This window comes from Silvania sp. (assembly GCF_051656365.1).
Lineage (GTDB): Bacteria > Pseudomonadota > Gammaproteobacteria > Enterobacterales > Enterobacteriaceae > Enterobacter > Enterobacter hatchlandensis.
In genome coordinates, this window is sequence record NZ_JBOGBT010000013.1 from 1 (window position 1) to 24,288 (window position 24,288).

Consider the following 24,288-nt stretch of genomic DNA (forward strand, 5'->3'; position numbering starts at 1 on the left):
ATTGCGGTAATGAACGGCACCCCGACAGCGCAGCAGACATCCCTCATTAGCCCCGAAGATACCCGGCAGCTGGTGGGACAGTTTAACGCCGTGGATCCGGAAGGTGATGTACTGACCCTGCTCTCCGTGACCATCGACAATGTCACCACGCCGCTTAGCGGCGCGAACGATCGCGTGGTGGATATTCCGGGTGTCGGCACGTTGCATGTCTTCGCCAACCGCGACTTTACCTTTACTCCGGTGGCCGACTGGAACGGCGTGGTGCCGCAGATCACCTACACCGTCACCGACGGCAAAAACAACGGGATGACGGACGGCACCCTGTTTATCGTGGTGACCCCGGAAATCGACGCCGTCGCCGACAGCTACACCCAGCACGCCGGGGATTCGGCCCTGCACAGCCCGCTGGATAACGACAGCTTCAGCAACCCCGATAAGCTGATTACCGGCGTTACGCAGGGTCAGCACGGGCGAGTGGAGATTAGCCCCGACGGGCAGCATACCCGCTATATCCCCGATCCGACCTTTGTCGGCCAGGATGTCTATTCCTACACCGTCACCAGCGGCGGGCGCATTGAAGTGGCGTATGTCACCGTTGAGGTGACCAACACGCGGCCGGTGCTGACCCCGCTGGTTCCGGTCAGCGGGCCGGAGGACAGCGTGCTGGCGGGCAACGTGATTGACAACGTTACCGACGCCGACTCGAGCGACAGACTGACCGTGGTGAGCTGGAACCTGCCGGGCGAAACCCGTCCGCATCTGCCGGGTGTGGGCTACGCCATTCCGGGCCAGGGCACCTTCACCCTTAACGTGGACGGCAGCTACACCTTTGAACCCCTGGCGGACTGGAACGGCAGCGTGCCGACCCTCACCTTTGTGGTTAGCGACGGCCACGACGGCGGCCAGGTGACCGGGGAACTGAACCTGACGGTCACGCCAGTGGCGGATATCCAGCCTGACTATGCGCGGATCCACGCGGGCCAGCCGCTGATTATCGATGCTCTCGCCAACGACAGTTTCAGCAACGGCGACCGACAGATTGTCGCCACGGGTAACGCCCTGCACGGCCAGGTCACGATCCAGAACGGCAAAATCACCTACCTGCCGGAGCCGGGCTACGTCGGCATCGACACCTTCACCTACACGGTGATGAGCGGCGGGGTGCGGGAAACCGCAACCATCACCGTTGAAGTGACGAACGCCGCCCCGCAGCCGCGACCGGATCGCGATGTGGTGGCGGAAGATACCCAGGCCCGCGGCAACGTGCTGACGAACGATCAGGATAACGACGGGGATGCCCTGCGGGTAGTGGACTTCCGCGTCGGCACTCTGGCGGGGGTGTTCCTGCCGGGCACCACGGCGGTGATTGCCGGGGTCGGTGAAATCACCCTGCAGGCCAACGGCGACTATCTGTTCCGTCCGGTAGCGGACTGGAACGGCGACGTACCGCAGATTATCTACACCGTCTCGGACGGTAATCAGAACGGCCTGGCCTCGCAGACCCTCGATCTGAGCGTCAGCCCGGTGGCCGATGCCCGACAGGATGTAGCCTATATCCACTCCAGCTTCCCGGGCACCCTCGACGTGTTGGCGAACGACACCTTCAGCAATCCGAATGCCACCCTCGTCGGGGTCACAACCCCGATGGAAGGCTCGGTGACGATTGTGAACGGCAAAGTGGTCTACACGCCGCGCCCGGGATTTGTCGGCTTTGACAGCTTCGAATACACCGTGCGCAGCGGCGGCGTGGAGGAGACGGCGGCCGTGGTGGTGTGGGTCACCAACCAGGCACCGGTCGCCCGTGACGTTAGCGTGCAGATGGATGAAGACGGTGGCACGGTGCAGGGCTCGCTCCCGGTGACCGACGCCGATAACGACGCTCTGCGGGTGACGGGCTTTACCCTCGACGGCGACGCCACCCAGTATGACGTCCCGGCCAACGGCAGCCGCACGATCCTGATCGCAGGCAAGGGCACATTAACCCTCACCAGCGATCGGCAGTTCACCTTCAAGCCGCTGGCGGACTGGAACGGCACGGTGCCGGTCATCAGCTGGCAGGTCACCGACGGCAACGATAACGGGGCCACCGGCGGCAGGCTGGCGATTGTGGTAAATCCAGTGGCCGACGGCATCGACGACCGGGGCGCACTGCTCAAAGGCGGAGAGCTGATTAGCGACGTGCTGGCGAACGACACCTTTGAGGATCCGACCCGCCAGGTGACCGCCGTCAGCCAGGGCGCACACGGCGCGGTAACGCTGCTGCCGGACGGGCGCATTCGCTACGTGCCGGATCCGGCCTACGTGGGGCCAGACAGCTATACCTATACGGTGACCAGCGGCGGCGTGACAGAGACCATTACCGTGCAGGTGGTCGTGAAGCCAGTGCTGGAACTGACCGTCCGCGAGCAGGGCCTGCGCGACAGCAGCGGGAGCCAGACAGCCAGCGGTTCGCTGCAGGTGACCGCGTTCGACCCGGCGCAAATCCTCACCATCAACGGCAAATCCTTCACCCTGGCCGAGCTGCAGCAGTTCACGCTTCAGCGGCCGGGGAGCGTGGACTTTGGCTTTGGACATCTGGAGCTGACCGGCTATCAGGCGACTGACGCCACCCACGGGGTGCTGAGCTATCGCTATGTGCAAACTCAGGCAGTAGCGCATCAGGAATCGCAGCCTGTTCAGGTGACCTTTAGCTTTACGGTGAACGGCGAAATCGGCGGCCTGCTGCGGGTCAATATTGTTGACGATGCCCCTCAGGCGCAGCCCGATACCGCCGATATTTATCAGGATCGGGCCCAGTACAGCCAGAGCGGCAACCTGTTCGCCAACGATACGGTAGGCGCAGACGGCCCGGCCATTCGCGGTCCGGTGGTGGATGTGATGTCCCAAAACACCGGCGCGGCGGGACACATTAACGGCGTGACCACGGGCCAGTACGGTGTGCTGCGCCTTGATGCCAACGGCAACTGGCAGTATGAGGTGAACCGCAGCGACCCGCGCGTCGCCGCGCTGGACGCCAACGCCAGCCTGCAGGAGGTGTTCGTTTACACCCTCGAAGATGCGGACGGCAACACCCGCCAGTCCACGCTGACGGTAATCATCCACGGCGTGACGGCAATGCCGCAGGTGGCCGATCGCGACGGCTGGCACGAGCTGCTGTTTGGTCTGCGCGACGAGCCGGAGCAGCCGCGTCTGAGCTTTACCCCGGGGCTGTTTATCCTGCCGATGATCTATGGCTTCGAGAGCAGCGAACATCGTCACGCCGTACAGGCCAACGTCAAAATGGCGATGCTCGGCTACGGCGTCGAGCAGGCCAACGCCCCGGTGCTCGAGCAGGCGGTGCTGTTCCCGCGCTGGTTCACCAGCACTCGCGAGCAGCGCGATATCCGCGAGTTGGGCGCCAACGGCATCGGGCAAAATATGCTGCGGGATGCATTTAGCCCGTTCAGCATTCGCCACACCGATGAACGCGAAACCCTGCACGCACCGGCAGAACCGCCGGTGCCGGTGGTCAACGCGCCAACCCTCGAATCCGCTCAGGGAGCCTTATCGCTGACAGCGCAACTTGCCGCGCTGCACCGCCAGGCTCCGGAAACAACCATCGTCCTGCCCGCTGTGTCGGCTAAGCAGGTGAAGTGATGAATTATGGGAATGTAGACATGCTAAATGCTTCTGTGCCGGTCATGGCCGTAACGCCGCGCCGTTTTCGTTTTGCGCCTCTCGGGGTGCTGGTGGCCGCGGTGATCCTCAGCGGATGCGGCACCATCAAGCCGACGCCGCTGACTCAGGATGAAATTACCGCCCGGGTGAATCAGGATCGCGCTGCCATGTACCAGGGGCAGGAGGCCGTAACGGGCACCCTGACCCTGTCTGATGCGATGGCGCGGGCGCTGAAATACAACCTCGACTACCGCCTGAAGATGATGGAAACCACCCTGGCGCGCTCCCAGCTGGATCTCTCTTCCCAGGACATGCTGCCAAAATTAATGACCGACGCGGGCTACCGCTGGCGTAACAACGACTCGGGCGGCACCAGCGTCGGCATTGACGACGGGGTGATCAGCCTGCGTCCGTCCACCTCCGAAGAGCGTGAGCACTACCTTGCCGACGCGACCTTCTCCTGGGACGTGCTCGATTTTGGCATGAGCTATTTCCGCGCCCAGCAGCAGGCCGACGAGGTTAACATTGCCGAAGAGCGCCGCCGCAAGGTGCTGCAAAACATCGTCCAGGAGGTGCGGGACGCCTACTGGCGCGCGCTGGGCGCCCAGCGTCTGCTGAAAGAGACCGAGCCGCTGGCGGACCAGATCGCCTCGGCGCTGGCGAAAACCCGCGAAGCAGAGCAGGCGGGTATTCTGCCGCCGATTGAAGGGCTGGAGTACCAGCGCGCCCTGCTGGATGCGATGACCACCCTGAATCAGAAACGCCAGCAGATGCAGATGGCGAAAAGTGAGCTCAACGCGCTGATGAACGTCCCACCGGGGAGCAACATCACCCTCGACGACAAACCGCTGCCGCTGGCGAGCGTCCCGCAGGACATGGACAAGCTCGAGCAGATGGCGCTGGAACGTCGGCCTGAACTTCGGGAAGAGGATTACAAAGCGCGCATCGACAGCTATGAAACCAAACGGCAGATCGCCTCGCTGCTGCCGAACCTGAATCTGTTTGCCGGGGTTAACTACGACTCCAACGACTACCTGTACAACGACAGCTGGGTGCAGGGCGGCGTCGGGGTGTCGATGAACCTGTTCAAACTCCTGAGCATTCCGGCGATCAACAATAACAACGATGCGCGCAGGATGACGGACGATGCCCGCAGGATGGCGCTCAGCATGGCGGTGATCACCCAGGTGCGGGTGGCGACAGAGCGCTATAAGCTGGCGGTGTACGATTTCCAGATTGCCGACCAGTCCGCGCAGGTCGATCAGCGCCTCGCCAGCATCTCGCGCGCCGGGTCGGATAACTCCCTGACCAGCGATCTGGAAACCCTGCGCACCGAGGCGCGCTCGATTGTCTCCCGCTTCCAGATGGCCGGTTCCTACGCGGAAGCTCAGGCCGCCTATGGCCGGGTGCTGAACTCGGTGGGGATCGACCTGCTGCCGGATCAGGTCCAGCAGACCGATGTCGCCAGCCTGTCGAACGCCATCGCCAGCAGCCTGCGGCGGGAAGAGCAGACCGTCTTCGCCAGCGTAGCCCTGAAAAGCGCGCCAGTGCAGGCTGTGCGGGTGGAAGTGGGTCGCCTGCCGGGCGGTGCGGATCGCGCGGCGATCACCCGCTCGGTGAGCCAGGTGCTGACGGCCAACCAGATCGAGATGGGGGAGACCCCGCAAAGCCTGCGCTTGCGGATGCAGTTTAAAACCGTCAGCAGCAGCACGGCGCGCAAAGGGCAGTGGACGATGGACGTGATCGACAGTGACGACAACGTGCGCCTGTCGCGTCAGTACCAGAGCTATTTGCCGGATGACGCCAGCACCCGTACCTTAAGCGCCCTGGCCCAGGCCGCCGCGCTGTCGGTGACGGATGATATTCAGCGGATCAGCGGCGCACGTACGGCCCCGCTGGCTCGCCCTTAATGGCATGACAGGAATTGCGTATGAAGTCGATGTTTATGGTGGTATGTGCGCTGATGGGGGCCACGGCCCTGCCGCTGCAGGCCGAAGAGACGCTGCCGGGCAACAGCCCGGTGCGTTTTCTGGTGCAGGCGAACCGCGAAAGCCCGCTCTCGAGCGTGGTGGCGGGGCGGATGGCGAAAGTGAACGTGCAGCTCGGCGATAAAGTGGCAGCAGGTAAAGTGCTGGCGACGCTGGACTGTAGCGATCTCACCGCCCGACGTGCGGCGGCGCAGGCCGAGTATCACGGGGCACAGCTGCGCTACGAGGCGAAGGCCAAACTCCAGGGGCTGAACTCCGCCGCCCAGCTTGAAGTGGGGCTGGCGGCAGCGGAGGTTAACCGCACCAAAGGCCAGATGGGGATCTTCGATGCCCAACTGGCTCAGTGCCGCTTTGTCGCACCCTTTGATGGCCGGGTGGCACGCGTCTACGTCAAAGAGGGGCAGGGCGTGGCGGCAGGCGGCGGGGTGGTTGATCTGGTCGGCAGCGGCACGCCAAAAGCGCGACTCAACGTGCCGTCAGGCTGGATCGTCTGGCTGAAACCGGGCGTCACCCTTGAGGCGACGGTCGGGGAAACCGGAAAAAAATACCCGCTGACGGTGACCAATATCAGCGCCCGGGTGGACGCGGTAAGCCAGACGGTGGAGATCGAGGCCCGCTTCCCGGATAACGTCGACGGCGTGCTGCCGGGCATGAGCGGGCAAGCGGTGCCGCTGTGCGCTGCGGGGGATACTGCCTGTCCGGGCAGCGGGGCCGCGTCGTGATCGCAGGTGCTCAGGGCTGGCGTCTTGCTGCACGCATCGCCCGCATCAAAGAGTACAGCGAGCTGGGCTTTGTTATCTGCAACGATACGCGCCAGCTGGTGGAGTACCGCCAGGCGGCGCTGATGCGCGTCACGGGTGAGAAGCAGGCCCGGCTGGTGGCCCACTCCGGCCTCAACGATGTGGATCGCAATACCCCTTACGCCCTCTGGCTTGCGGAGGTCAGCGCCGAGATTATCCCACGCTGCCGCAAGCTGGCCGAGGGGGCGCGGCTGCTGCCGCTCTCCGCTGTGATGTTGAGTGAGCCGCTGCAGGCGGCGTGGAACGAGTGGCTGCCGGAGTACGTGTGGGTCTTTCCGCTGACCGGCCCGCAGGGCGAACTGCTGTCGCTGCTGTTTTTAGGCCGGGACAATCCCTGGCCGGGCACCCTGACGCCGGATTCCGCCGAGTTTGCCCTGCTGCAGCTCTGCGGCCTGTACGGTTACGCCACCTGGGCGCTGACCGCCAGACCCTCAGCACTCAAGCGGCTGTGGCAGCGCAGCGGCGGCAAACGTCTGCTGTGGGTGCTGCTGGCGCTGATTGCGATTTTCTGCATTCCGGTGCGGGAATACACCCTGGTCCCGGCGGAGATCGTCTCCCTGGAGAGCGAGGTGATCGCCTCCCCGGAACAGGGAGTGATCCAGCGGATGGTGACCATGCCAAATGCGACGGTGAAAAAAGGCGACGTGCTGGCCGTGCTGGACGACACCACCCTGCGCAACCGGCTGGCGGTGGCAACCGCAGAGCTGGCTACGTCGGACACCACGCTGCATCAGGCAACGCAGAAGGCGATTGAAGATCAGCAGGCTAAATCCGAGCTGGCGATGGCGGAAGGGCGCTGGCGCGAGAAGCAGGTGGAAGTGGCCTCCCTCCAGCGCGAGCTGGATAAACTCACCATTCGTGCGCCGCGCAACGGCGTGTTTGTCTACTCCGATCCCGACGACTGGGCCGGGCGTCCGGTGCAAACCGGGGAGCGCATCGGCCTGCTGGCGGATCCGGATAAGCCGGGCGTCAGGGCCTGGGCCCCGGCCAGTGAATCCACCAACCTCAAGCAGGGCGCACCGATGACGGTGTTCCTGAAGGTTGCCCCGCTGAGCCCGCTGAGCGCGACCCTCGACTATGCCGGGTATCAGGCCGTCGAAGCCCCTAACGGGGTGGCGAGCTACGTTCTGCGCGGCTCGCTGCAGGGCGATACCGCCGAGGCGCGGATCGGCCTGCAGGGTACTGCCCGCGTCTCCGGCGACTGGAAGGCGCTGGGCTATCTGCTGCTGCGCCGTCCGCTGGCGACCCTGCGCGCCTGGGTGGGCTGGTAATGGCACAGATCCCTGGCCTCAGCCCGGTGTGGCCCGCCCTGCGCGAAGAGCTGCAGCTGCGCGATGCTGGAATCAACCGCGACGGCTCCCCGGCCTGGCATCTGAACGATCCGGTCAGAAACCTGTGGTTCCGGCTGGGGTGGCTGGAAATTGAGATCCTTAAGCGCTGGCCGCTGGGCAAACCGCAGGCGATTGCCGACGACATCAATGCCCGGACCACCCTGCAGGTACTGCCCGAAGACGTGGACGAATTCGTCGGCTTTTTGCAGCAGCACCAGCTGCTGAAAATCCCGCGCTATCGCCCGGAAAAGAGCCTGTGGACGCACCTGCTGCACAGTTATCTGTTTATCCGCATCCCCCTGGTTCATCCGGGCAAGATGCTGAAAACCCTCCTGCCGTGGGTGAGCTTTCTCTTCTCGCGCACCTTTTTACTGCTCACCGTCCTGGCGGGCCTCACCGGGCTGACCTTAGCCGCCCGGCAGTGGGATTCCGTTGAAGCGACGCTGCAAAATGCGGTGAGCTGGCAGGGGGCGCTGGGCTTTATGCTGGCGTTGGTGTTGTCCAAATGCTGGCACGAACTGGGGCACGCCTTTATGGCGACGCGCTACGGCGTGCGGGTTGGGCATATGGGCGTGGCGCTGCTGGTGATGCTGCCGATGGCCTATACCGATACCGGCGAAAGCTGGAAGCTCAGCCGTTCCCGGGAGCGGCTCAAAATTGCCTGCGCCGGGATCATGGCCGAGCTGGTGCTGGCGGCATGGGCGACACTGCTGTGGTCGTTCGCGCCGGAAGGGGCCTTTAAAAATGCGCTCTTTTTCCTTGCCACCACCGCCTGGGTGATGACGGTAGCGATCAACGCCAGCCCGTTTATGCGCTTTGACGGCTACTTTATTCTGTGCGACTGGCTGGACTTTCCGGGGCTGCACGAGCGGGCCGGGGCGTGGGCCAAACGGGCGATGCGCAAGGTGCTACTGGGGCTGGAGGATCCCCTCCCGGACAACGTCTCGCGCGGGTTTTCCCGCGCCCTGACCCTGTTTGCCTTCGCGACCTGGTTCTACCGGCTGATGCTGTTTATTGGCATCGCCATTGTGGTCTACCACGCCTTCTTTAAGGCGCTGGGCGTGTTCCTGTTTGTGATTGAGATAATGACTTTTGTGGTGCTCCCGATGATCCGAGAATTAAAAGTCTGGTGGCAGCGTCGGGCGGAGATCCGCCGTACCCGGCGGCTGCGTATCGTGCTGGTGCTGGCGGCCCTCTTCGCAGTGCTGCTGCTCCCGTGGTCGCGCAGCGTCTCGATGCCTGGCGTGATTGACGCGGCGCTGGTGCAACCCCTGTACACCCCGTTTGGTGCGATGATGCTCAAAGCGCGGGTGCAGGATGGCGAGACGGTCAAAAAAGGGCAGTTGTTGTTTGAGCTGGATGCCCCACAGCCCGAAACGGACGAGCATAAGGCCATCGCCATGCGTCAGGCCTGGGAAGCCAGCGCGCGCGGGGCGCAGGGGCTGGATAAAGAGAGTGCGGCCAGACAGGTGCTGGCCGAGCAGATGGCGCGCCAGTTCGCCCTGCAGCAGCGGGCGGGCAACATGGAGCTGCGTCGGCTTCAGCTGTTTGCCGCCATCGATGGCCGCATCGAGGAGCGTAATCTGACCTTGCAGGAGGGGAGTTGGGTTTCGCCGGGCGATCGGATTGCCACCGTGATCGACGCCAGCCGCTGGCGGGTGGATGCCCTGGTCACCGAGGACGATCTGCAGCGCATTAAGCAGGGGGCTTCTGCTAACGTCTTCCTGCCCGGCCAGATCCAGCCGTTAAGCGGAACCGTTGTTTCCGTGGACCAGCACAGCCTGGCGAAGCTGCCGTCAATGGCGCTGGCGAAAGAGTTTGGCGGCACCATCACGCTGGCCCCGCGAGTCCCCCCGAAAGAGCTGAAGCCAGAGAAGGTCTGGTATCGGGTGTCGATTCAGGGTAACGACGGGCAGCCGTCGATCGCCCGGGAAATGCCGGTGCAGGTGGTAGTGAAAAGCGACGGTCAAAGCCTGGCCCATCGCTGGATTAACAGCGCGATGCTGATGCTTATCCAACAGAGCGGGATGGGGAAAGAGGGCTAACATTTTGTAAAAAAAGAAATGTTCCCACAGCCTGGATTTTTTCACCCTTCTTTATCATGCTGATTAGACCTTACTCACCCGAGTGGGGGAGCCGTAGCGCATATTCACAACAAGGAATCAGGTTATGAAAAAGTCGATCGCCATTTTGCTGGGAACTGCTGTGCTGTTTACCTGCAACGTCTTTGCTGCTGAGCTGATCACGCGTGAGAACTTTAAAAAAGTCGAAACGCAGTATGAAAAAATCGGTACGGTGTCGACCTCGAATAAAGTGTCGCCATCCGATGCGAAGAAAGAGCTGATTGAAAAAGCCGACAAGAAAGGCGCTGACGTGCTGGTGCTGACGTCCGGCCATACCGAAAACAAAATCCACGGTACGGCGGATATCTATAAGAAGAAATAATGCTGATGCCACCCCTGTGCGGGGTGGCACTTATTCACCCCGCAGCAACCTGATGAATCAACTCACTGGCCGATAACGGCTTGCTGAAATAGTACCCCTGCAGATAATCGATATGTTTGTTGCGCAGATAGTCGGCCTGCGCCTTGGTTTCCACCCCTTCGGCAATGATCTTAAGGTGCATGTTTTTCGCCAGATCAATCAGGCTATCCACCAGTCGCGTATCGTCACTGACCCCAATCTGGCTGACAAACAGCTTATCAATCTTAATGAATTCCGGATTGAGGGCAGAAATATAGGCCAGATTGGAATAGCCGGTACCAAAGTCATCCAGCGCCAGCGAGATATTGGCCCGGCGCAGGGCGGCAAACCATTCACTGAGCTGCGGGGTAAAGTGCAGCGGGTGCCGCTCGGTGATCTCTACCACCACATGGCTCTGATTGGCGTTAAGCTTGCGCACCATGTCGCGGGAATCGCATTCAAAGCCCGGATCGAGGCAGTTCTGGGCGCTGATGTTGATACAGATATAGGTCCCGAGCGGGAAACGGTGGATCTGATGCTGCAGATCCGCCACCACCTGCTCCATTAGCAGGTGGGTCAGGGGCACAATCAGATGGTGTTGTTCCGCCAGCGGAATAAAAACATCCGGCGAGACATAGCCGTACAGCGGGTGACGCCAGCGGGCCAGTACCTCAATCCCGGCAATCTGCCCGCTGCGGGCATCCATAAACGGCTGGTAAAATGGCGTAATCTGCCGCTGGGCAATCGCCATGCGCAGCGTATTAACCGGTGAGCGCAGGTGCCGGGAAAAATAGCGCGCTAACCCGGCGTTGAGCCCCGCCAGCACCGCGTTGACGCTTTTATGTGCCCGCTTCATCCCGCTACCCTCTGTGGAAATCAAAATTTGACCCAGTCGGCTGGTGAGTGAGCAGGGGCCTTTTTCATGAGTGCCGTGGCCGGGGCCCGGACAGGGGCGCGAGGCGCTGCGTCCGGCACCTGGAAAATCGCCACCACCTGTTCCAGCTGAACGGCCTGATCCTCCAGCGAACTGGCGGCGGCGGAAGACTCTTCCACCAGGGCGGCGTTTTGCTGGGTGGTGGTGTCCATCTCGGTCATCGCCTGGGCAATCTGTGAAATTCCCCGACTCTGCTCGTCGGTGGCGGCGGCAATCTCGCTCATGATGTCGCGCACCTGCGCCACGGAGGTCTCGATGCGTGACATCGCCTCCCCGGCGCCGCTGACCAGGGTGAAGCCGCTGTCCACGTGCTCCACCGATTCCTGGATCAGGTTTTCGATCTCTTTTGCCGACTGGGCGCTGCGCTGGGCAAGGGTGCGGACTTCTGCGGCCACCACCGCGAAGCCTTTGCCCTGATCGCCCGCGCGGGCCGCTTCCACGGCGGCATTCAGCGCCAGAATATTGGTCTGGAAGGCGATGCTGTTAATGACGGTGGTGATCTCAGAGATGCGGTGCGAGCTGCTACGCACGTTCTTCATGGTGTCGATCACCTTCTGCGAGATCGCGCTGCCCTCGCTGGCATGGGTCGACGCCTCCTGCGCCAGCAGGCGTGCGTGGTTGGCGTTTTCGGCATTCAGCGCCACGGTGGACGTGAGCTGCTCCATGCTGGCGGCGGTTTCGACCACGGCGGCGGATTGCTGCTCGGTACGCGAGGAGAGATCCATATTCCCGGCGGCAATTTCGGATGCCGATCTCGCCACGCTTTCCACCCCTTCACGCACGTCATAAATGATGCTTTTCAGGTTCTCATTCATGGTGGCGACCGCCTGCATCAGCAGGCCCGGCTCGTCCCGGCGGGTGCTGGTGAGGGTACTGGTGAGATCGCCTTTGGCAATCAGCCCGGCTACCCGTAAGGTTTCACTCAGCGGACGGGTGATCGACAGGGTGATCCCCAGCGCCAGCAGTACGCCCAGCATGATGCCGATAGCCGCGACAATGCCCATCTGGATCTGAATGCTGTCGACGGTATCCGCCACCTTTTTCTGCTGCAGGTCAAACAGGCTCTGGATGGCCTGAGTCAGGCCGACCGCTTTTTCGGTTAAGGCGTCGGACAGGGCCGACTGGGTTATCCAGACGGTGCGGTAATTTTCCAGCTCCGGCCCGATGCGTTGCATATTGTCGATGCTCGCCTGCAGCATTGGCTGCTGGGTTTCGGGCAGCATCGGCAACAGCTGAACGGCATCGATTTTACCGGCCTCCAGACGGGCCTGAACCGCTTTTTGCAACTCTGGCGTCGGGTGCTGTTTATAGAGCGCCATCTGGGAATCAATGTCGCTCATGATAAAGGCCACCTGCGCGGCCAGCAGCGACTGTGATACGGATAACGACGGGTCCCGGCTCAGTCTGATAACCAGCTCGGCGTTATCACATAACACCTGAGAAGAGAGGGTCTGCTCACTGTGTTTTTTTTCCGACAGGGCTTTGGTAAACGGCGTCAGCGTAACAATGTAGCTATTAACGGCACTGGCGGTGTTGTCCAGCGCCGATTTGCCCTCTGGCGACCAGCTAAAGGTATTAAGTGAGGCAATTGTCGCCTGCATCTGCGCCGTAGCGGCATTTGTTTGATCCAGGTACTGTTGATCCAGGGTGTACTGGAAATTTGTACGCCCCAGACGCACTGACGAAAGAGCGTTAAACAGATTGGTGGTTAAGCCATTTTTTTCCACTTTATCCTGAATATTATTCAGCCCCAGTAAACCCGATGCCAGAATGGCCAGTGTTACCAGTAAGACGACGGAAAAACCGAAAAATAATTTCCGGCTGACTTTTAAATTTACAAAGTGATTTATTATATTCATGTACTCTTCCAGTATCGACGCAGATCGAAGAAAAGGTTTTTGCTATTTCGCCATCATTAAGCGGGCAGGAATTGTGGATCATACGATGTAAAAAAAAGCCCTTTGCACAGCGTGCTCAGGGCAAATGTCTGAGTTGACATCACTCACTCAGACTATCTGGGTTCTCCTCTTTTTTATCAGGGAGAGTAGGGAGCTCACTCAGTCTGTAATAAACGGGAGTGACGTTGTTATAATTAATCATATAACCGCGGCCTTTAATGTTGCGGATAAAATCATCCGGCAAACCGAGCAGGCACAGTTTTTTATTCAGGTTATGCAGCACTTGCCATAAACGCTGGGTGGAAGGCGATAAATTATTTTCCTCCCAGATTTTTTCGAACAGCTCTTCTTTGGCGATAACCTTTCGGCGGCCATGCTCCAGCAGATAGAGAAATAGCCTGAGCATCGTTTCATTAAAATAGATCGACGCAAATGCCATGCTTTTGTCGGTGTGGCTACCCGTGAGTCGGTACAATCGGCGATTAGAAATATCAAAATGAATTTCTTCGCCAATCATAAAGCCATAGAGTCGATAACCCATCTCATTTATTCCTGCATGATGTTAAATCGGATAACCACCCCAACATTGATTCCACACATTTACCCACATCATTTATGTGGTGGATTATATGGTTGCTATGAATGCTTTCCAATACACACCCCTGTGCACTATAAGAAACGGGTGAGCAAACCCCCCGATCTCGTGTTTTCGTTTATGTAATTCATATCCACAGAACAAAAATCTGCTATTCATCACTATTGTGTGTTTTTGTATTGGGTTCAGGTGATGGGTCCATGCATCAAGATGAAATGGCGAATTTACGCGCCGAATCAGCATTTCACGCTGATGACGAGAGGAAGATGCGGTGCTGACTCGCCATCACCTCTTCAGCTGCATACACAATGTGTTCTGGCGGGTGAAAAGAGGAGTGAAGTTATATGATTTATACTGAATCAGACGCGCTTCGTTACCCTCTGGCCACGCTTTGCATTGGCGGGAGATGACGGCTATATTTTTGATAACTAATCTAAAAAAAATGAATCAGAAATTTGATTAACCGTATCCCTTTGAAATGCAGCCTGTGGTCACAACATGAAAAATGCTTTTTTGATTAACGAGATGGTGCTTTTTGAACCCGATGCGCGACGAGTTTGCTCGCGGACCCATTACCCTGAACGCGCAGTGATCATGCATGGCCCGGTGAGTGAGTGCCTGCTTCAACTCCTTGAACACAATGACCAACTGCTGACCCAGCGCTATCTCTTTGCCACGGTATGGGAGAAACAGGGCGCCGTAGTGACCACTAACGCGCTGTATCAGACTATCGCCTCAATCCGCAAAGCGCTGAAAACAGCCGGGCTGGCGGACAACGTTATTATCACCGTTCCTAAAGCGGGGTTTAAATCCATCGCGCAGCTGCGTACCGGCACGGTAGACGAGCTAATGGAACGGAATAAAACAGTTCCTTTACCGGTTTTACCCGACATATATACCGAAGAACAGCAACACGTCGCCACCCCAGCGGCGTCGCGAGTCTGGACCTCCCGAATAGCATACTGGCTGGCCGCAGGCTTATTTTTACTCTCGTGCAGCGTGCTGATTCTTACCCTTAGACAGGGCGGGTCGGTATTCGCCCGCTATCAATCGATCGGGAAGAGTGCGGGTTGCGAGGTCTATTCTTCCTGGCATGATAAAGAGAAAAGTCACAGCATATTGGCCGCGCTGTCACAGCGCTTTCCGCTACCCTGTAAAAGCGGGGATGTTGCGTATCTGACGCTGAATCATTCGCAGCAGGGGATATCGGTCATTATTTGCGACCGGATACCGGTAAACAGCGCCGCCCGCTGTCAGTCTATTTTTTACAGGCAGCCGTATGATGAAAATGAATAACTTAACTCTCCGCTGGGGACTGATTATTCTGGCGATTGTCGCCCCACTGCTGACAGCGGGATATATTCATTATCAGCGCGATAATTTTAGCTGCGAATCGCACATCACCATTGTAGAAAATCATGCTGTTGTCGATGTGCTGATGAATTTTTCTTTCAACGATGGCAGCGGTATTTATCAGACCACCGGTGAATATAGTAAAGAGAATCAGCCGCCGATTTCGCTCAGTAATAATGTGACCTTTGATTACTGGCGTGAAGAGGGCCGAATGATTATGGTCTCCAGCGAAACCAATGAATTACCGAAAGTAACCTTACCCTTCAGATTATCTATTCCGGATTTCTTCCGGCACCGGGAGCGTGGAATAAGGCTGCAGATCGTCCCGGCCAATTCCGCCAGCTATTATTTTATCTACAAGAATTCCCCGGTCTTCTATTGCACTAAAGGGTAATAAGGCGCGGCAGGGGACTGCTTTACTTGGCTTTTTTTACCTTGTTGCGCATATTTACACTTGATCACAGATAGATAATGAGTATAGTTCTCATTCTCTTTAGTGTTTGCGGGCATGTAAGGATATTTCCCGCACGTTAAGTGAGCGTCGATCTCACATGGAACACAGAGTGTTAACGGTGGACGCTAATGGCCTGACGGCCTCATATCACAATCCTAATCGCAACGCATAAGCGGCGCAGGCGTCCTCCTCAAATTCGATTTGTACGGTAAAGGATGTTCCTGATGACCAAAAAATTGTCTGCCCTGGCGCTGCTCGTCGCCGTCTCCCTGAGCGGCTGCGCGGCTCAGCACACCGCGACAACCACGCCTGCCGCCGACGCGCCGAAACCGGCAACGGCCCCTGCGCAAACCAACGTTGTGAAGCGCGATCTCGCTGATGGCCTGTATGAGATGGTGCTGAGCCCGAAAGGCGATGCGCTGTACGTCGCCAGCGCTGAAGGCTTTAAGGACGTGCAGGGCGGGGTGGTCTACAAGCTCGACCCGAAAACGCTGAAAACCCTGGGCCGCAGCCATACGGATCTGAAAAACTTTGCCCTCGCCATCTCCCCGGACGGCAGCACCGTATATGCCACCAACTCGCTGGACGGCGGGATCAGCGCCATCAGCACCGCCGACGGCAAAGTGAAACAGCGCCTGCTGTTTACCGAACGCAACAAAGAAGGCTACCCGTACGGCGCGCGTCAGGTGCTGCTGCATAACGACGTGCTGTACATCGGTGGCGTAGGCGACCCGGCGGTGGTTTGGGTAGTGGATGCGAAAACGCTGAAGCTGAAAAAGACCATCAAAAACGCCGGACAGTGGGTCACCGGCCTGATGTGGTCTGAGCAAACCCAGCGCATTTACGTCGCCAACGGCGGCGGCGAAATTCTGGTGCTGGATCCCGTGCGCAACCGCATCGAAAAACGCTGGAAGCCGCTCGGCGACAAACCGGCCCTGCTGCTGAACCTGGCAGAAGACAAAGCCACCGGCCGCCTGTTCGTGACCGACAACTCCAAAGCGAAAACCACCCTGGTGCTGGACATCCGTACCGGTGAGGTGATTAAGCAGCTGGATGTCGGCGACTCGATGGGGGTGAAATTCAACCCGGCGCGTAACGAGCTGTACATCACCCAACGCGAAAGCGGAAAAGTACTGAGCCTTGATGCCACCACCTTTGCCGTGAAGCAGAGCTGGGATCTGCCGCCGAACCCGAACAGCCTGCTGCTGTCGGCGGACGGTCAGACTCTGTACGTCACCGTCAAGCAGGCGTTCAACAAAGATCACTCGACTAACGGGCCGGACAGCGTAGTGCGTATCGCCCTGAAATAATTTTATTACCTATAAAAATTAAGGCCCGGCAACGGGCTATTTTGCGCTGATTTTGAACGAGTTAATTATGAACCACACCAGAATAATGAACAAAACGCTGCTGGCGCTCGCCATCGGTGCCATTACCTCTTCCGCTATGGCGGCGGAGAGCAAAAAAGAAGACACCATCGTGGTGCAGTCCGCTGCCGCCACTGCGTTCAAACCCGGCGGCGACCAGCTGGTGCCGGCCTTCCTTGACGGGCAGGTGGCAAACGGCGGACGCATGGGGATGCTCGGTCAGCAAAATGCGATGGATGTGCCGTTTAATATCATCAGCTACACCTCCAAACTGGTGGAAGATCAGCAGGCGCGCACCATCGCCGACGTGGTGGCGAATGATGCGGGCGTGCAGTCCGTGCAGGGCTACGGCAACAGCGCCGAGAGCTTCCGTATTCGCGGCCTGAAGTTCGATGGCGACGACATGACCTTTGGCGGCCTCTCCGGCGTACTGCCGCGCCAGGTGGTTGACGCCCAGATGGTGGATCGCATTGAGATCTTTAAAGGCGCCAACTCCCTGATGAACGGCGCGGCCAGCTCCGGCGTGGGCGGGATGATCAACCTTGAGCCGAAACACGCGGGCGCGACCCCGCAGGCGAAGGTAGGGGTCGATTACACCTCTGAATCGCAGATTGGCACCACCCTGGATGCCGGTCGTCGCTTTGGCGACAGCGACCAGTTTGGCGCGCGCGTTAACCTGGTTCACCGGGAAGGCGAAGCGCCGGTCGAAAACGATCGCCGCCGCACCACGCTGCTCTCGACCGGTCTCGATTACGCGGGCGAAGACTTCCGCACCTCCGTGGACCTGGGGTATCAAAAGAAAACCTTCCACGGTTCAGAGACCGGGGTTAACGTTTCCGGCGTCAACTTCGTGCCAGAGCCGCCGAAAAACGATCGCAACTACTCCCAGAAATGGGCTTACAGCAATATCGAAAACGAATTCGGGATGTGGCGCAGCGAGTACGACATCACCGACAGCTGGACCGCCTATACCGGTCTGGGTGCGCAGCACGCCCATGAAGAGGGGCTGTACAGCGGGGCGAAGCTGGTGGACGCCAGCGGTAAAGCCACCGCCACCCGTCTGGATACCAACCGCATCAGCGACAGCGTGAGCGGCATGGCGGGCATTCGCGGCAACTTTGATACCGGATTTGTTTCGCACAAGGTTAACGTCGGCTACTCGGCGATGACCAAAAACGAGAAAATCGCGTGGAAGATGTCAGCGGCGGCGAATAACCCGGTGACCAACATCTACCACAACACCGGCGTCAATGCGCCGCCAAGCACCAACTCCAACGGCGCAGGTGGCAACTACAGCGATCCGCTGACCAGCGGCCGGACCCGCACCCAGGGCTGGCTGTTGAGCGACACCCTGGGCGTGCTGGACGACAGCCTGCTGTTCACCGCCGGTGCCCGTCATCAGAAAGTGGTGATCCGCGGCTATAACAAAGTCACCGGCCTGGAAAACGCGGGCGATAGCTTCGACGGCGACCGCTGGATGCCAACCTACGGCGTGGTCTACAAACCGTGGGAGCAGCTGTCCCTATACGCGAACCACACCGAAGCGCTGCAGCCGGGTAAAACCGCGCCCAACACCGCCACCAACTACGGGCAGAGCACCGGGATTGTCCACTCTAAGCAGAACGAAGTGGGCCTGAAGGCCGACTTTGGTCGCGTTGGCGGCTCGCTGGCGCTGTTTGAAATTAAAATGCCGACGCCGATCCTCGACAGCAACAAACACTATGGTCTGGATGCTGAACAGCGTAACCGCGGCGTTGAGCTGAACGTCTTCGGCGAGCCGATGCTGGGCCTGCGTCTGAACGCCAGCGCCACCTGGCTGCAGGCGGAGCTGACCAAAACCAAAGACGGGATCAACCAGGGCAACGATGCGATTGGCGTGCCGAACTTCTACGCCGTACTGGGCGCGGAATACGACATCAAGCCTGTTGACGGTCTGACCGCCACCGCCCGCGTCAACCACTCCGGTTCCCAGTATGCGGACCTGGCAAACAGCAAAAAGCTCGACAGTTACACCACTCTGGATCTGGGCATGCGTTACCGCTTCGCGGTCAACAATAACCAGAACCAGATGACCGTCCGCGCCGGTATCGAGAACGTTACCGACGAGAACTACTGGTCAAGCGTAGATGACAGCGGCACTTACCTGTTCCAGGGTGAGCCGCGTACCGTTAAGGTTTCCGTCGGCTACGAGTTCTGAGTTCCACCCTCGTTATCCGGGGCAAGGATGCCCCACCTTCATACCCGCGCCTTTACTTGCTACCACCTGGCTGAAGTGTTAAAAGGTGCCCCTTCCATAGAAAGAGACAGGGGTCAGACGTGAAAAACGCGTCATCCGCTTCAGACAACGGTGTTGCTGAAGCCTCGTCGGAACAGATTCCGACGCTGCATCGTGGTTTACAAAACCGACATATTCAACTTATCGCCCTCGGGGGCGCTATCGGCACCGGGCTGTTCCTCGGCATCGGCCCTGCCATTCAGATGGCAGGGCCTGCGGTGCTGCTGGGTTATGCCATTGCGGGCGTTATTGCGTTTCTGATCATGCGCCAGTTGGGTGAGATGGTGGTTGAAGAGCCGGTATCAGGCTCCTTCGCCCATTTTGCCTATAAATACTGGGGACCGTTCGCCGGCTTCCTCTCCGGCTGGAACTACTGGGTGATGTTCGTGCTGGTGGGGATGGCGGAGCTGACCGCTGCCGGTATCTACATGCAGTACTGGCTGCCGGACGTGCCGACCTGGATCTGGGCGGCGGTATTCTTCATCATCATTAACGCCGTCAATCTGGTGAACGTGCGCCTGTACGGCGAGACTGAGTTCTGGTTTGCGCTGATCAAAGTGCTGGCGATTATCGGCATGATTGGCTTTGGCCTCTGGCTGCTGTTCTCCGGCCACGGCGGCGAGCGCGCCAGCATCGACAACCTGTGGCAGCACGGCGGATTCCTGGCCACCGGCTGGAAAGGGCTGGTGCTGTCGCTGGCGGTGATCATGTTCTCGTTCGGCGGGCTGGAGCTGATTGGCATTACCGCCGCCGAAGCGCAGGATCCGCATAAAAGCATCCCGAAAGCGGTTAACCAGGTGGTGTACCGCATTCTGCTGTTTTACATCGGCTCGCTGGTGGTTCTGCTGGCGCTCTATCCCTGGGTGGAAGTGAAATCGGACAGCAGTCCATTCGTGATGATTTTCCACGACATGAACAGCAACCTGGTGGCTTCTGCACTCAATTTCGTGATTCTGGTGGCGTCCCTGTCGGTGTACAACAGCGGCGTGTACTCCAACAGCCGAATGCTGTTTGGTCTGTCCGTGCAGGGCAACGCACCGAAGTTCTTAACCCGCGTCAGCCGTCGCGGCGTGCCGGTGAATTCGCTGCTGCTTTCCGGGGGGATCACTTCGCTGGTGGTGCTGGTTAACTACCTGCTGCCGCACGAGGCCTTTGGCCTGCTGATGGCGCTGGTGGTGGCAACGTTGCTGCTGAACTGGATTATGATCTGCCTGGCGCACCTGCGTTTTCGCGCGGCGATGCGGCGCAAAGGGCGCGAGACGCAGTTCAAAGCGCTGCTCTATCCGGCGGGGAACTATCTCTGTATCGCCTTCCTGGCGATGATCCTGGTGCTGATGTGCACCATGGACGGGATGCGTACTTCGGCAATCCTGCTGCCGGTGTGGATTGTGTTCCTGTTTGCGGCGTTTAAATTGTCCAGAAGGTAAACGCAAAACGGCAACGCCAGTTGCCGTTTTTGGTGTTTGCACCCTCTCCCTGTGGGAGAGGGCCGGGGTGAGGGCATCAGGCCGCACAACACTCTGTTCGCCGGGTAAGTGAAGCCGCCACCCCATTCCTTTCCACACCGAATTTCATCTTTATCGTGATCGCCTTCCCAGATCTCCATCAACGTGCAGGATCTTTATTTTGTAATCGATTACTTTATGTTTGATACGGTTTGTAATCGATTACTTTTTAAGGGTGGGGATCAACATGGTGTCAACAACTGAAAGTAGTGGAAAGGTGATGGGGCAGCATCGGCTGCTGGTTCCGCGCCTCTCTTTAATGATGTTCCTGCAGTTCTTTATCTGGGGCAGCTGGTCGGTCACGCTTGGGCTGGTGATGACCCAGCACAACATGTCGCTGCTGATTGGCGATGCATTCTCGGCGGGGCCAATTGCCTCGATTTTGTCACCGTTTGTCCTTGGGATGCTGGTCGACCGCTTCTTTGCCTCGCAAAAGGTGATGGCGGTGATGCATCTGGCAGGCGCGGCAATCCTGTGGTTTGTCCCGGGCGCGTTGATTGCTGAAAACGGTGCCCTGCTGATTGGCCTGCTGTTTGGCTACACGCTTTGCTATATGCCAACTCTGGCGCTGACCAACAACATCGCTTTCCACAGCTTGGCGAACGTCGACAAGACCTTCCCGGTGGTGCGCGTGTTCGGCACCATCGGCTGGATTGTGGCTGGAATCTTCATCGGTGTCACCGGTGTGGCCTCCAGCGTCACCATCTTCCAGGTGGCGGCGGCCAGCTCCGTTATTCTGGCACTCTACAGCCTGACGCTGCCGCATACACCCGCCCCGGCCAAAGGCCTGCCGGTGAAGATGCGCGATCTGTTGTGCGCCGACGCCTTTGCCCTGTTGAAAACCCGTCACTTCTTCATTTTCTGCCTGTGCGCAATGCTGATCTCGGTCCCGTTGGGCACCTACTACGCCTACACCGCGTCATACCTGGCGGATGCCGGTATCGCTGATGTCAGTACCGCGATGTCGTTCGGCCAGATGTCTGAAATATTCTTCATGCTGGTGATCCCGCTGCTGTTCCGTCGTCTGGGCGTGAAGTACATGCTGCTGATCGGCATGCTGGCGTGGTTTGTTCGTTACGCCATGTTTGCCATGGGCGTGAGTGAAGAGGGCCGCGTGCTGCTGTATCTCGGCATCCTGCTGCACGGCGTCTGCTACGACTTCTTCTTTGTGGTGGGCTTTATCTACACCGACCGCGTGGCGGGCGACAAGGTGAAAGGCCAGGCGCAGAGCATGATCGTGATGTTCACCTACGGCATCGGCATGCTGCTGGGCTCACAAATTTCCGGCGCGCTGTACAACCGTCTGGTGGCCGGCCAGCCCGTGCCTGAAGCATGGGTCACTTTCTGGTGGATCCCGGCGGTTGCTGCTGCCGTGATTGCACTCGTTTTCCTTGTCTCGTTCAAATATGAAGACGACAAGGCGTAATATCTGGAGGTGGTATGAGGACAATTAAAGGTCCGGGGATTTTTCTGTCGCAGTTTATCGGGGGGGACGCGCCATTTAATACCCTCGATGGACTGGCAGGCTGGGCAGCGGAAAAGGGCTACAAAGCCCTGCAAATTCCCTGCAACCATAAAGCGATTTTTGACGTAGAGCGGGCGGCAGAAAGCCAGGCCTACTGCGACGAAATTCGCGGTACGCTGGCGGCGCACGGGCTGGTCATCAGCGAGTTGTCGACCCATCTGGAAGGGCAGCTTGTTGCCGTGCACCCGGCCTACGACGAGGCCTTTGATAACTTCGCTCCACCGGCGGTGCGCGGTAATCCCGCCGCCCGTCAGGCGTGGGCGACCGATATCATCAAAAAGGCGGCCGTGGCATCGGCCCGGCTGGGGTTAACCGCCCATGCGACCTTCTCCGGATCGCTGGCCTGGCCGTTTATGTATCCCTGGCCGCCGCACAATGAGGCGCGTTTTGAAGCCGCATTTGGCGAGCTGGCCCGTCGCTGGCGGCCCATTCTGGACCTCTTCGACGAGCAGGGCGTTAACGTCTGCTTTGAACTGCACCCGGGTGAAGACCTGCACGATGGCGTGACCTTTGAGCGTTTTCTGGCGTTAGTGGATAACCATCCCCGCTGCAATATTCTGTTTGATCCCAGCCATCTGCTGCTCCAGCAGATGGATTACCTGGCGTTTATCGACCACTACCATACCCGCATCAAGGCGTTTCACGTCAAAGATGCGGAATACCGCCCTAACGGGCGCAGCGGCGTGTACGGCGGGTATCAGAGCTGGATTAACCGCGCCGGACGTTTCCGCTCGCCGGGCGACGGGCAGGTGGATTTCAAGGGCATTTTCAGCAAGCTCACCCAGTACGACTATGACGGCTGGGCGGTGCTGGAGTGGGAGTGCTGCATGAAAGATGGCGACACCGGCGCGCGCGAAGGACGCGAATTTATCTCCCGCCACATTATCCCGGTATCCGCCCGGGCGTTCGATGATTTTGCTGCAGGAGAGCGTCATGATTAACGTCGGCATTATCGGCAGTGGTTTTATCGGCCCGGCGCATATCGAAGCCCTGCGCCGCCTCGGTTTCGTGCAGGTCGTCGCCCTGTGCGACGGCTCGCAGACGCTGGCGGAAGAGAAAGCCAAAGAATTAAACATTCCCCACGCGTACGGCAGCGTTGAGGCGCTGCTGGCGCACCCGGATCTGCACGTGGTGCACAACTGCACCCCGAACCATCTGCATGCCCAGATTAATCGTCAGATCCTGCGCGCCGGGAAGCACGTGTTCTCGGAAAAACCGCTGTGCATGACCCCGGAAGAGGCGCGCGAGCTGGTGGCGCTGGCGGAGCAGGCGGGGGTGATCCACGGGGTCAGTTTTGTCTATCGTCAGTTTGCGATGGTGCGCCAGGCGGCCAGCATGCTGGAAGCGGGTGATCTCGGACGCTTGTTCGCCGCCCACGGCAGCTATCTGCAGGACTGGATGCTGCTGGAAACCGACTATAACTGGCGGGTTGATGCGGCGCTCGGCGGGGCGTCGCGTGCAGTGGCGGACATCGGTTCCCACTGGTGCGATACCATCCAGTTTATCACCGGGCGACGCATTACCGCGGTGATGGCCGATCTCTCTATCGTCTGGCCAACCCGCAAGTCCAACGTCGCCGGGAACCAGACCTTCAGCGAGGCGCAGGAGGCGGTGTACGAAGACAAGCCCGTCAGCACCGAGGACTTTGGCTCGGTATTGTTCCGCTTTGACGACGGCAGCAAAGGCAGCTTTAACGTCTCGCAGGTCAGCGCCGGGCGTAAAAACCGCCTGAGCCTGGAGGTCAACGGCAGCGAAGCCTCCGTGGCCTGGGATCAGGAAGTGCCCCAGCAGCTGTGGGTCGGGCATCGTGCCCAGCCGAATCAGACGCTGACCGACGATCCGAGCCTGATGAACCGCGACGTCGCCAACAGCGCCCACTTCCCGGGTGGGCATATTGAGGGCTGGCCTGATGCCTTCAAAAATATGATGGCGCAGTTTTATCGCGCAGTGCAGGCAGGTTTTATGCCTGAGAAACCGGTGTTTGCCACCTTTCATGACGGAGCAGATGTGATGTATATCATTGATGCAATAGTGAAAAGCCATCGGCAGCAGGGCTGGGTGAGCGTCGAACGTTAACCCGTTGCCCGGTTCGCCGGGCTGCGAATTTATGGTAGCCTGCACGGAACGCTCATTGCAGGATTTT

Annotated in this window: 17 protein-coding genes; 14 read left to right on the plus strand and 3 right to left on the minus strand. The window is 59.2% G+C overall.

The window, feature by feature from the left end; all coding sequences use genetic code 11:
• The 6 genes from ACRDD5_RS02205 to yahO form a co-directional block, all read left to right on the plus strand.
• On the plus strand, window positions 1–3,636 hold a 3,636-nt coding region (locus ACRDD5_RS02205; protein WP_438675774.1), incomplete at its 5' end, for an Ig-like domain-containing protein.
• A complete protein-coding gene (locus tag ACRDD5_RS02210; protein ID WP_438675775.1) occupies window positions 3,636–5,567 on the plus strand; it encodes a TolC family protein in 1,932 nt (643 codons plus the stop codon). The genes ACRDD5_RS02205 and ACRDD5_RS02210, both read left to right, overlap by 1 nt.
• 20 nt (window positions 5,568–5,587) lie before the next feature.
• The gene (locus ACRDD5_RS02215) at window positions 5,588–6,367 is read left to right on the plus strand and encodes an efflux RND transporter periplasmic adaptor subunit (protein WP_271283409.1); all 780 of its coding nucleotides are present in this window, start codon (window positions 5,588–5,590) and stop codon (window positions 6,365–6,367) included.
• On the plus strand, window positions 6,364–7,716 hold the full coding sequence (locus ACRDD5_RS02220) for an efflux RND transporter periplasmic adaptor subunit (protein WP_438675776.1): 1,353 nt from the start codon (window positions 6,364–6,366) through the stop codon (window positions 7,714–7,716). The genes ACRDD5_RS02215 and ACRDD5_RS02220 overlap by 4 nt, the downstream gene beginning before the upstream one ends.
• On the plus strand, window positions 7,716–9,821 hold the full coding sequence (locus tag ACRDD5_RS02225) for an HlyD family efflux transporter periplasmic adaptor subunit (RefSeq protein ID WP_438675777.1): 2,106 nt from the start codon (window positions 7,716–7,718) through the stop codon (window positions 9,819–9,821). The genes ACRDD5_RS02220 and ACRDD5_RS02225 overlap by 1 nt, the downstream gene beginning before the upstream one ends.
• Window positions 9,822–9,945: 124 nt before the next feature.
• Window positions 9,946–10,221 (plus strand): DUF1471 family periplasmic protein YahO, encoded by a 276-nt coding sequence (gene yahO, locus ACRDD5_RS02230; RefSeq protein WP_438675778.1) that lies wholly within the window; start codon window positions 9,946–9,948, stop codon window positions 10,219–10,221.
• Window positions 10,222–10,255: 34 nt separating this feature from the next.
• On the opposite strand, the gene ACRDD5_RS02235 is transcribed toward yahO, so the two are convergent.
• The 3 genes from ACRDD5_RS02235 to ACRDD5_RS02245 all read right to left on the minus strand — a co-directional run bounded on the left by ACRDD5_RS02235 (window position 10,256) and on the right by ACRDD5_RS02245 (window position 13,612).
• Window positions 10,256–11,095 (minus strand): EAL domain-containing protein, encoded by an 840-nt coding sequence (locus ACRDD5_RS02235; RefSeq protein WP_438675779.1) that lies wholly within the window; start codon window positions 11,093–11,095, stop codon window positions 10,256–10,258.
• A 20-nt stretch (window positions 11,096–11,115) separates the two neighbouring features.
• The gene (locus ACRDD5_RS02240) at window positions 11,116–13,032 is read right to left on the minus strand and encodes a methyl-accepting chemotaxis protein (protein WP_438675780.1); all 1,917 of its coding nucleotides are present in this window, start codon (window positions 13,030–13,032) and stop codon (window positions 11,116–11,118) included.
• A gap of 139 nt (window positions 13,033–13,171) precedes the next feature.
• Window positions 13,172–13,612 carry a winged helix-turn-helix domain-containing protein gene (locus tag ACRDD5_RS02245; RefSeq protein ID WP_438675781.1) on the minus strand — a complete coding sequence of 147 codons (441 nt, stop codon included), beginning with the start codon at window positions 13,610–13,612 and terminating at the stop codon, window positions 13,172–13,174.
• Between the two features lie 552 nt (window positions 13,613–14,164).
• On the opposite strand from ACRDD5_RS02245, the gene ACRDD5_RS02250 reads away from it, so the two are divergent.
• The 8 genes from ACRDD5_RS02250 to ACRDD5_RS02285 all read left to right on the plus strand — a co-directional run bounded on the left by ACRDD5_RS02250 (window position 14,165) and on the right by ACRDD5_RS02285 (window position 24,221).
• On the plus strand, window positions 14,165–14,962 hold the full coding sequence (locus tag ACRDD5_RS02250) for a winged helix-turn-helix domain-containing protein (protein WP_438675782.1): 798 nt from the start codon (window positions 14,165–14,167) through the stop codon (window positions 14,960–14,962).
• Complete coding sequence (locus tag ACRDD5_RS02255) at window positions 14,946–15,413, plus strand: hypothetical protein (protein WP_438675783.1); 468 nt, start codon at window positions 14,946–14,948, stop codon at window positions 15,411–15,413. The genes ACRDD5_RS02250 and ACRDD5_RS02255 overlap by 17 nt, the downstream gene beginning before the upstream one ends.
• A gap of 284 nt (window positions 15,414–15,697) precedes the next feature.
• Window positions 15,698–16,783: a YncE family protein gene (locus tag ACRDD5_RS02260; protein WP_438675784.1), complete on the plus strand. Its 1,086-nt coding sequence runs from the start codon at window positions 15,698–15,700 to the stop codon at window positions 16,781–16,783.
• Between the two features lie 67 nt (window positions 16,784–16,850).
• Window positions 16,851–19,037: a TonB-dependent receptor gene (locus ACRDD5_RS02265; RefSeq protein ID WP_438675785.1), complete on the plus strand. Its 2,187-nt coding sequence runs from the start codon at window positions 16,851–16,853 to the stop codon at window positions 19,035–19,037.
• Between the two features lie 119 nt (window positions 19,038–19,156).
• A complete protein-coding gene (gene pheP, locus ACRDD5_RS02270; protein WP_438675786.1) occupies window positions 19,157–20,542 on the plus strand; it encodes a phenylalanine transporter in 1,386 nt (461 codons plus the stop codon).
• 265 nt (window positions 20,543–20,807) lie between these two features.
• Window positions 20,808–22,046, plus strand: coding sequence for an MFS transporter (locus tag ACRDD5_RS02275; protein ID WP_438675787.1), 1,239 nt, complete (start codon window positions 20,808–20,810; stop codon window positions 22,044–22,046).
• Window positions 22,047–22,060: 14 nt separating this feature from the next.
• A complete protein-coding gene (locus ACRDD5_RS02280; protein ID WP_271283424.1) occupies window positions 22,061–23,086 on the plus strand; it encodes a sugar phosphate isomerase/epimerase family protein in 1,026 nt (341 codons plus the stop codon).
• A complete protein-coding gene (locus tag ACRDD5_RS02285; protein ID WP_438675788.1) occupies window positions 23,079–24,221 on the plus strand; it encodes a Gfo/Idh/MocA family protein in 1,143 nt (380 codons plus the stop codon). The genes ACRDD5_RS02280 and ACRDD5_RS02285 overlap by 8 nt, the downstream gene beginning before the upstream one ends.
• The last annotated feature ends 67 nt before the right edge of the window (window positions 24,222–24,288 follow it).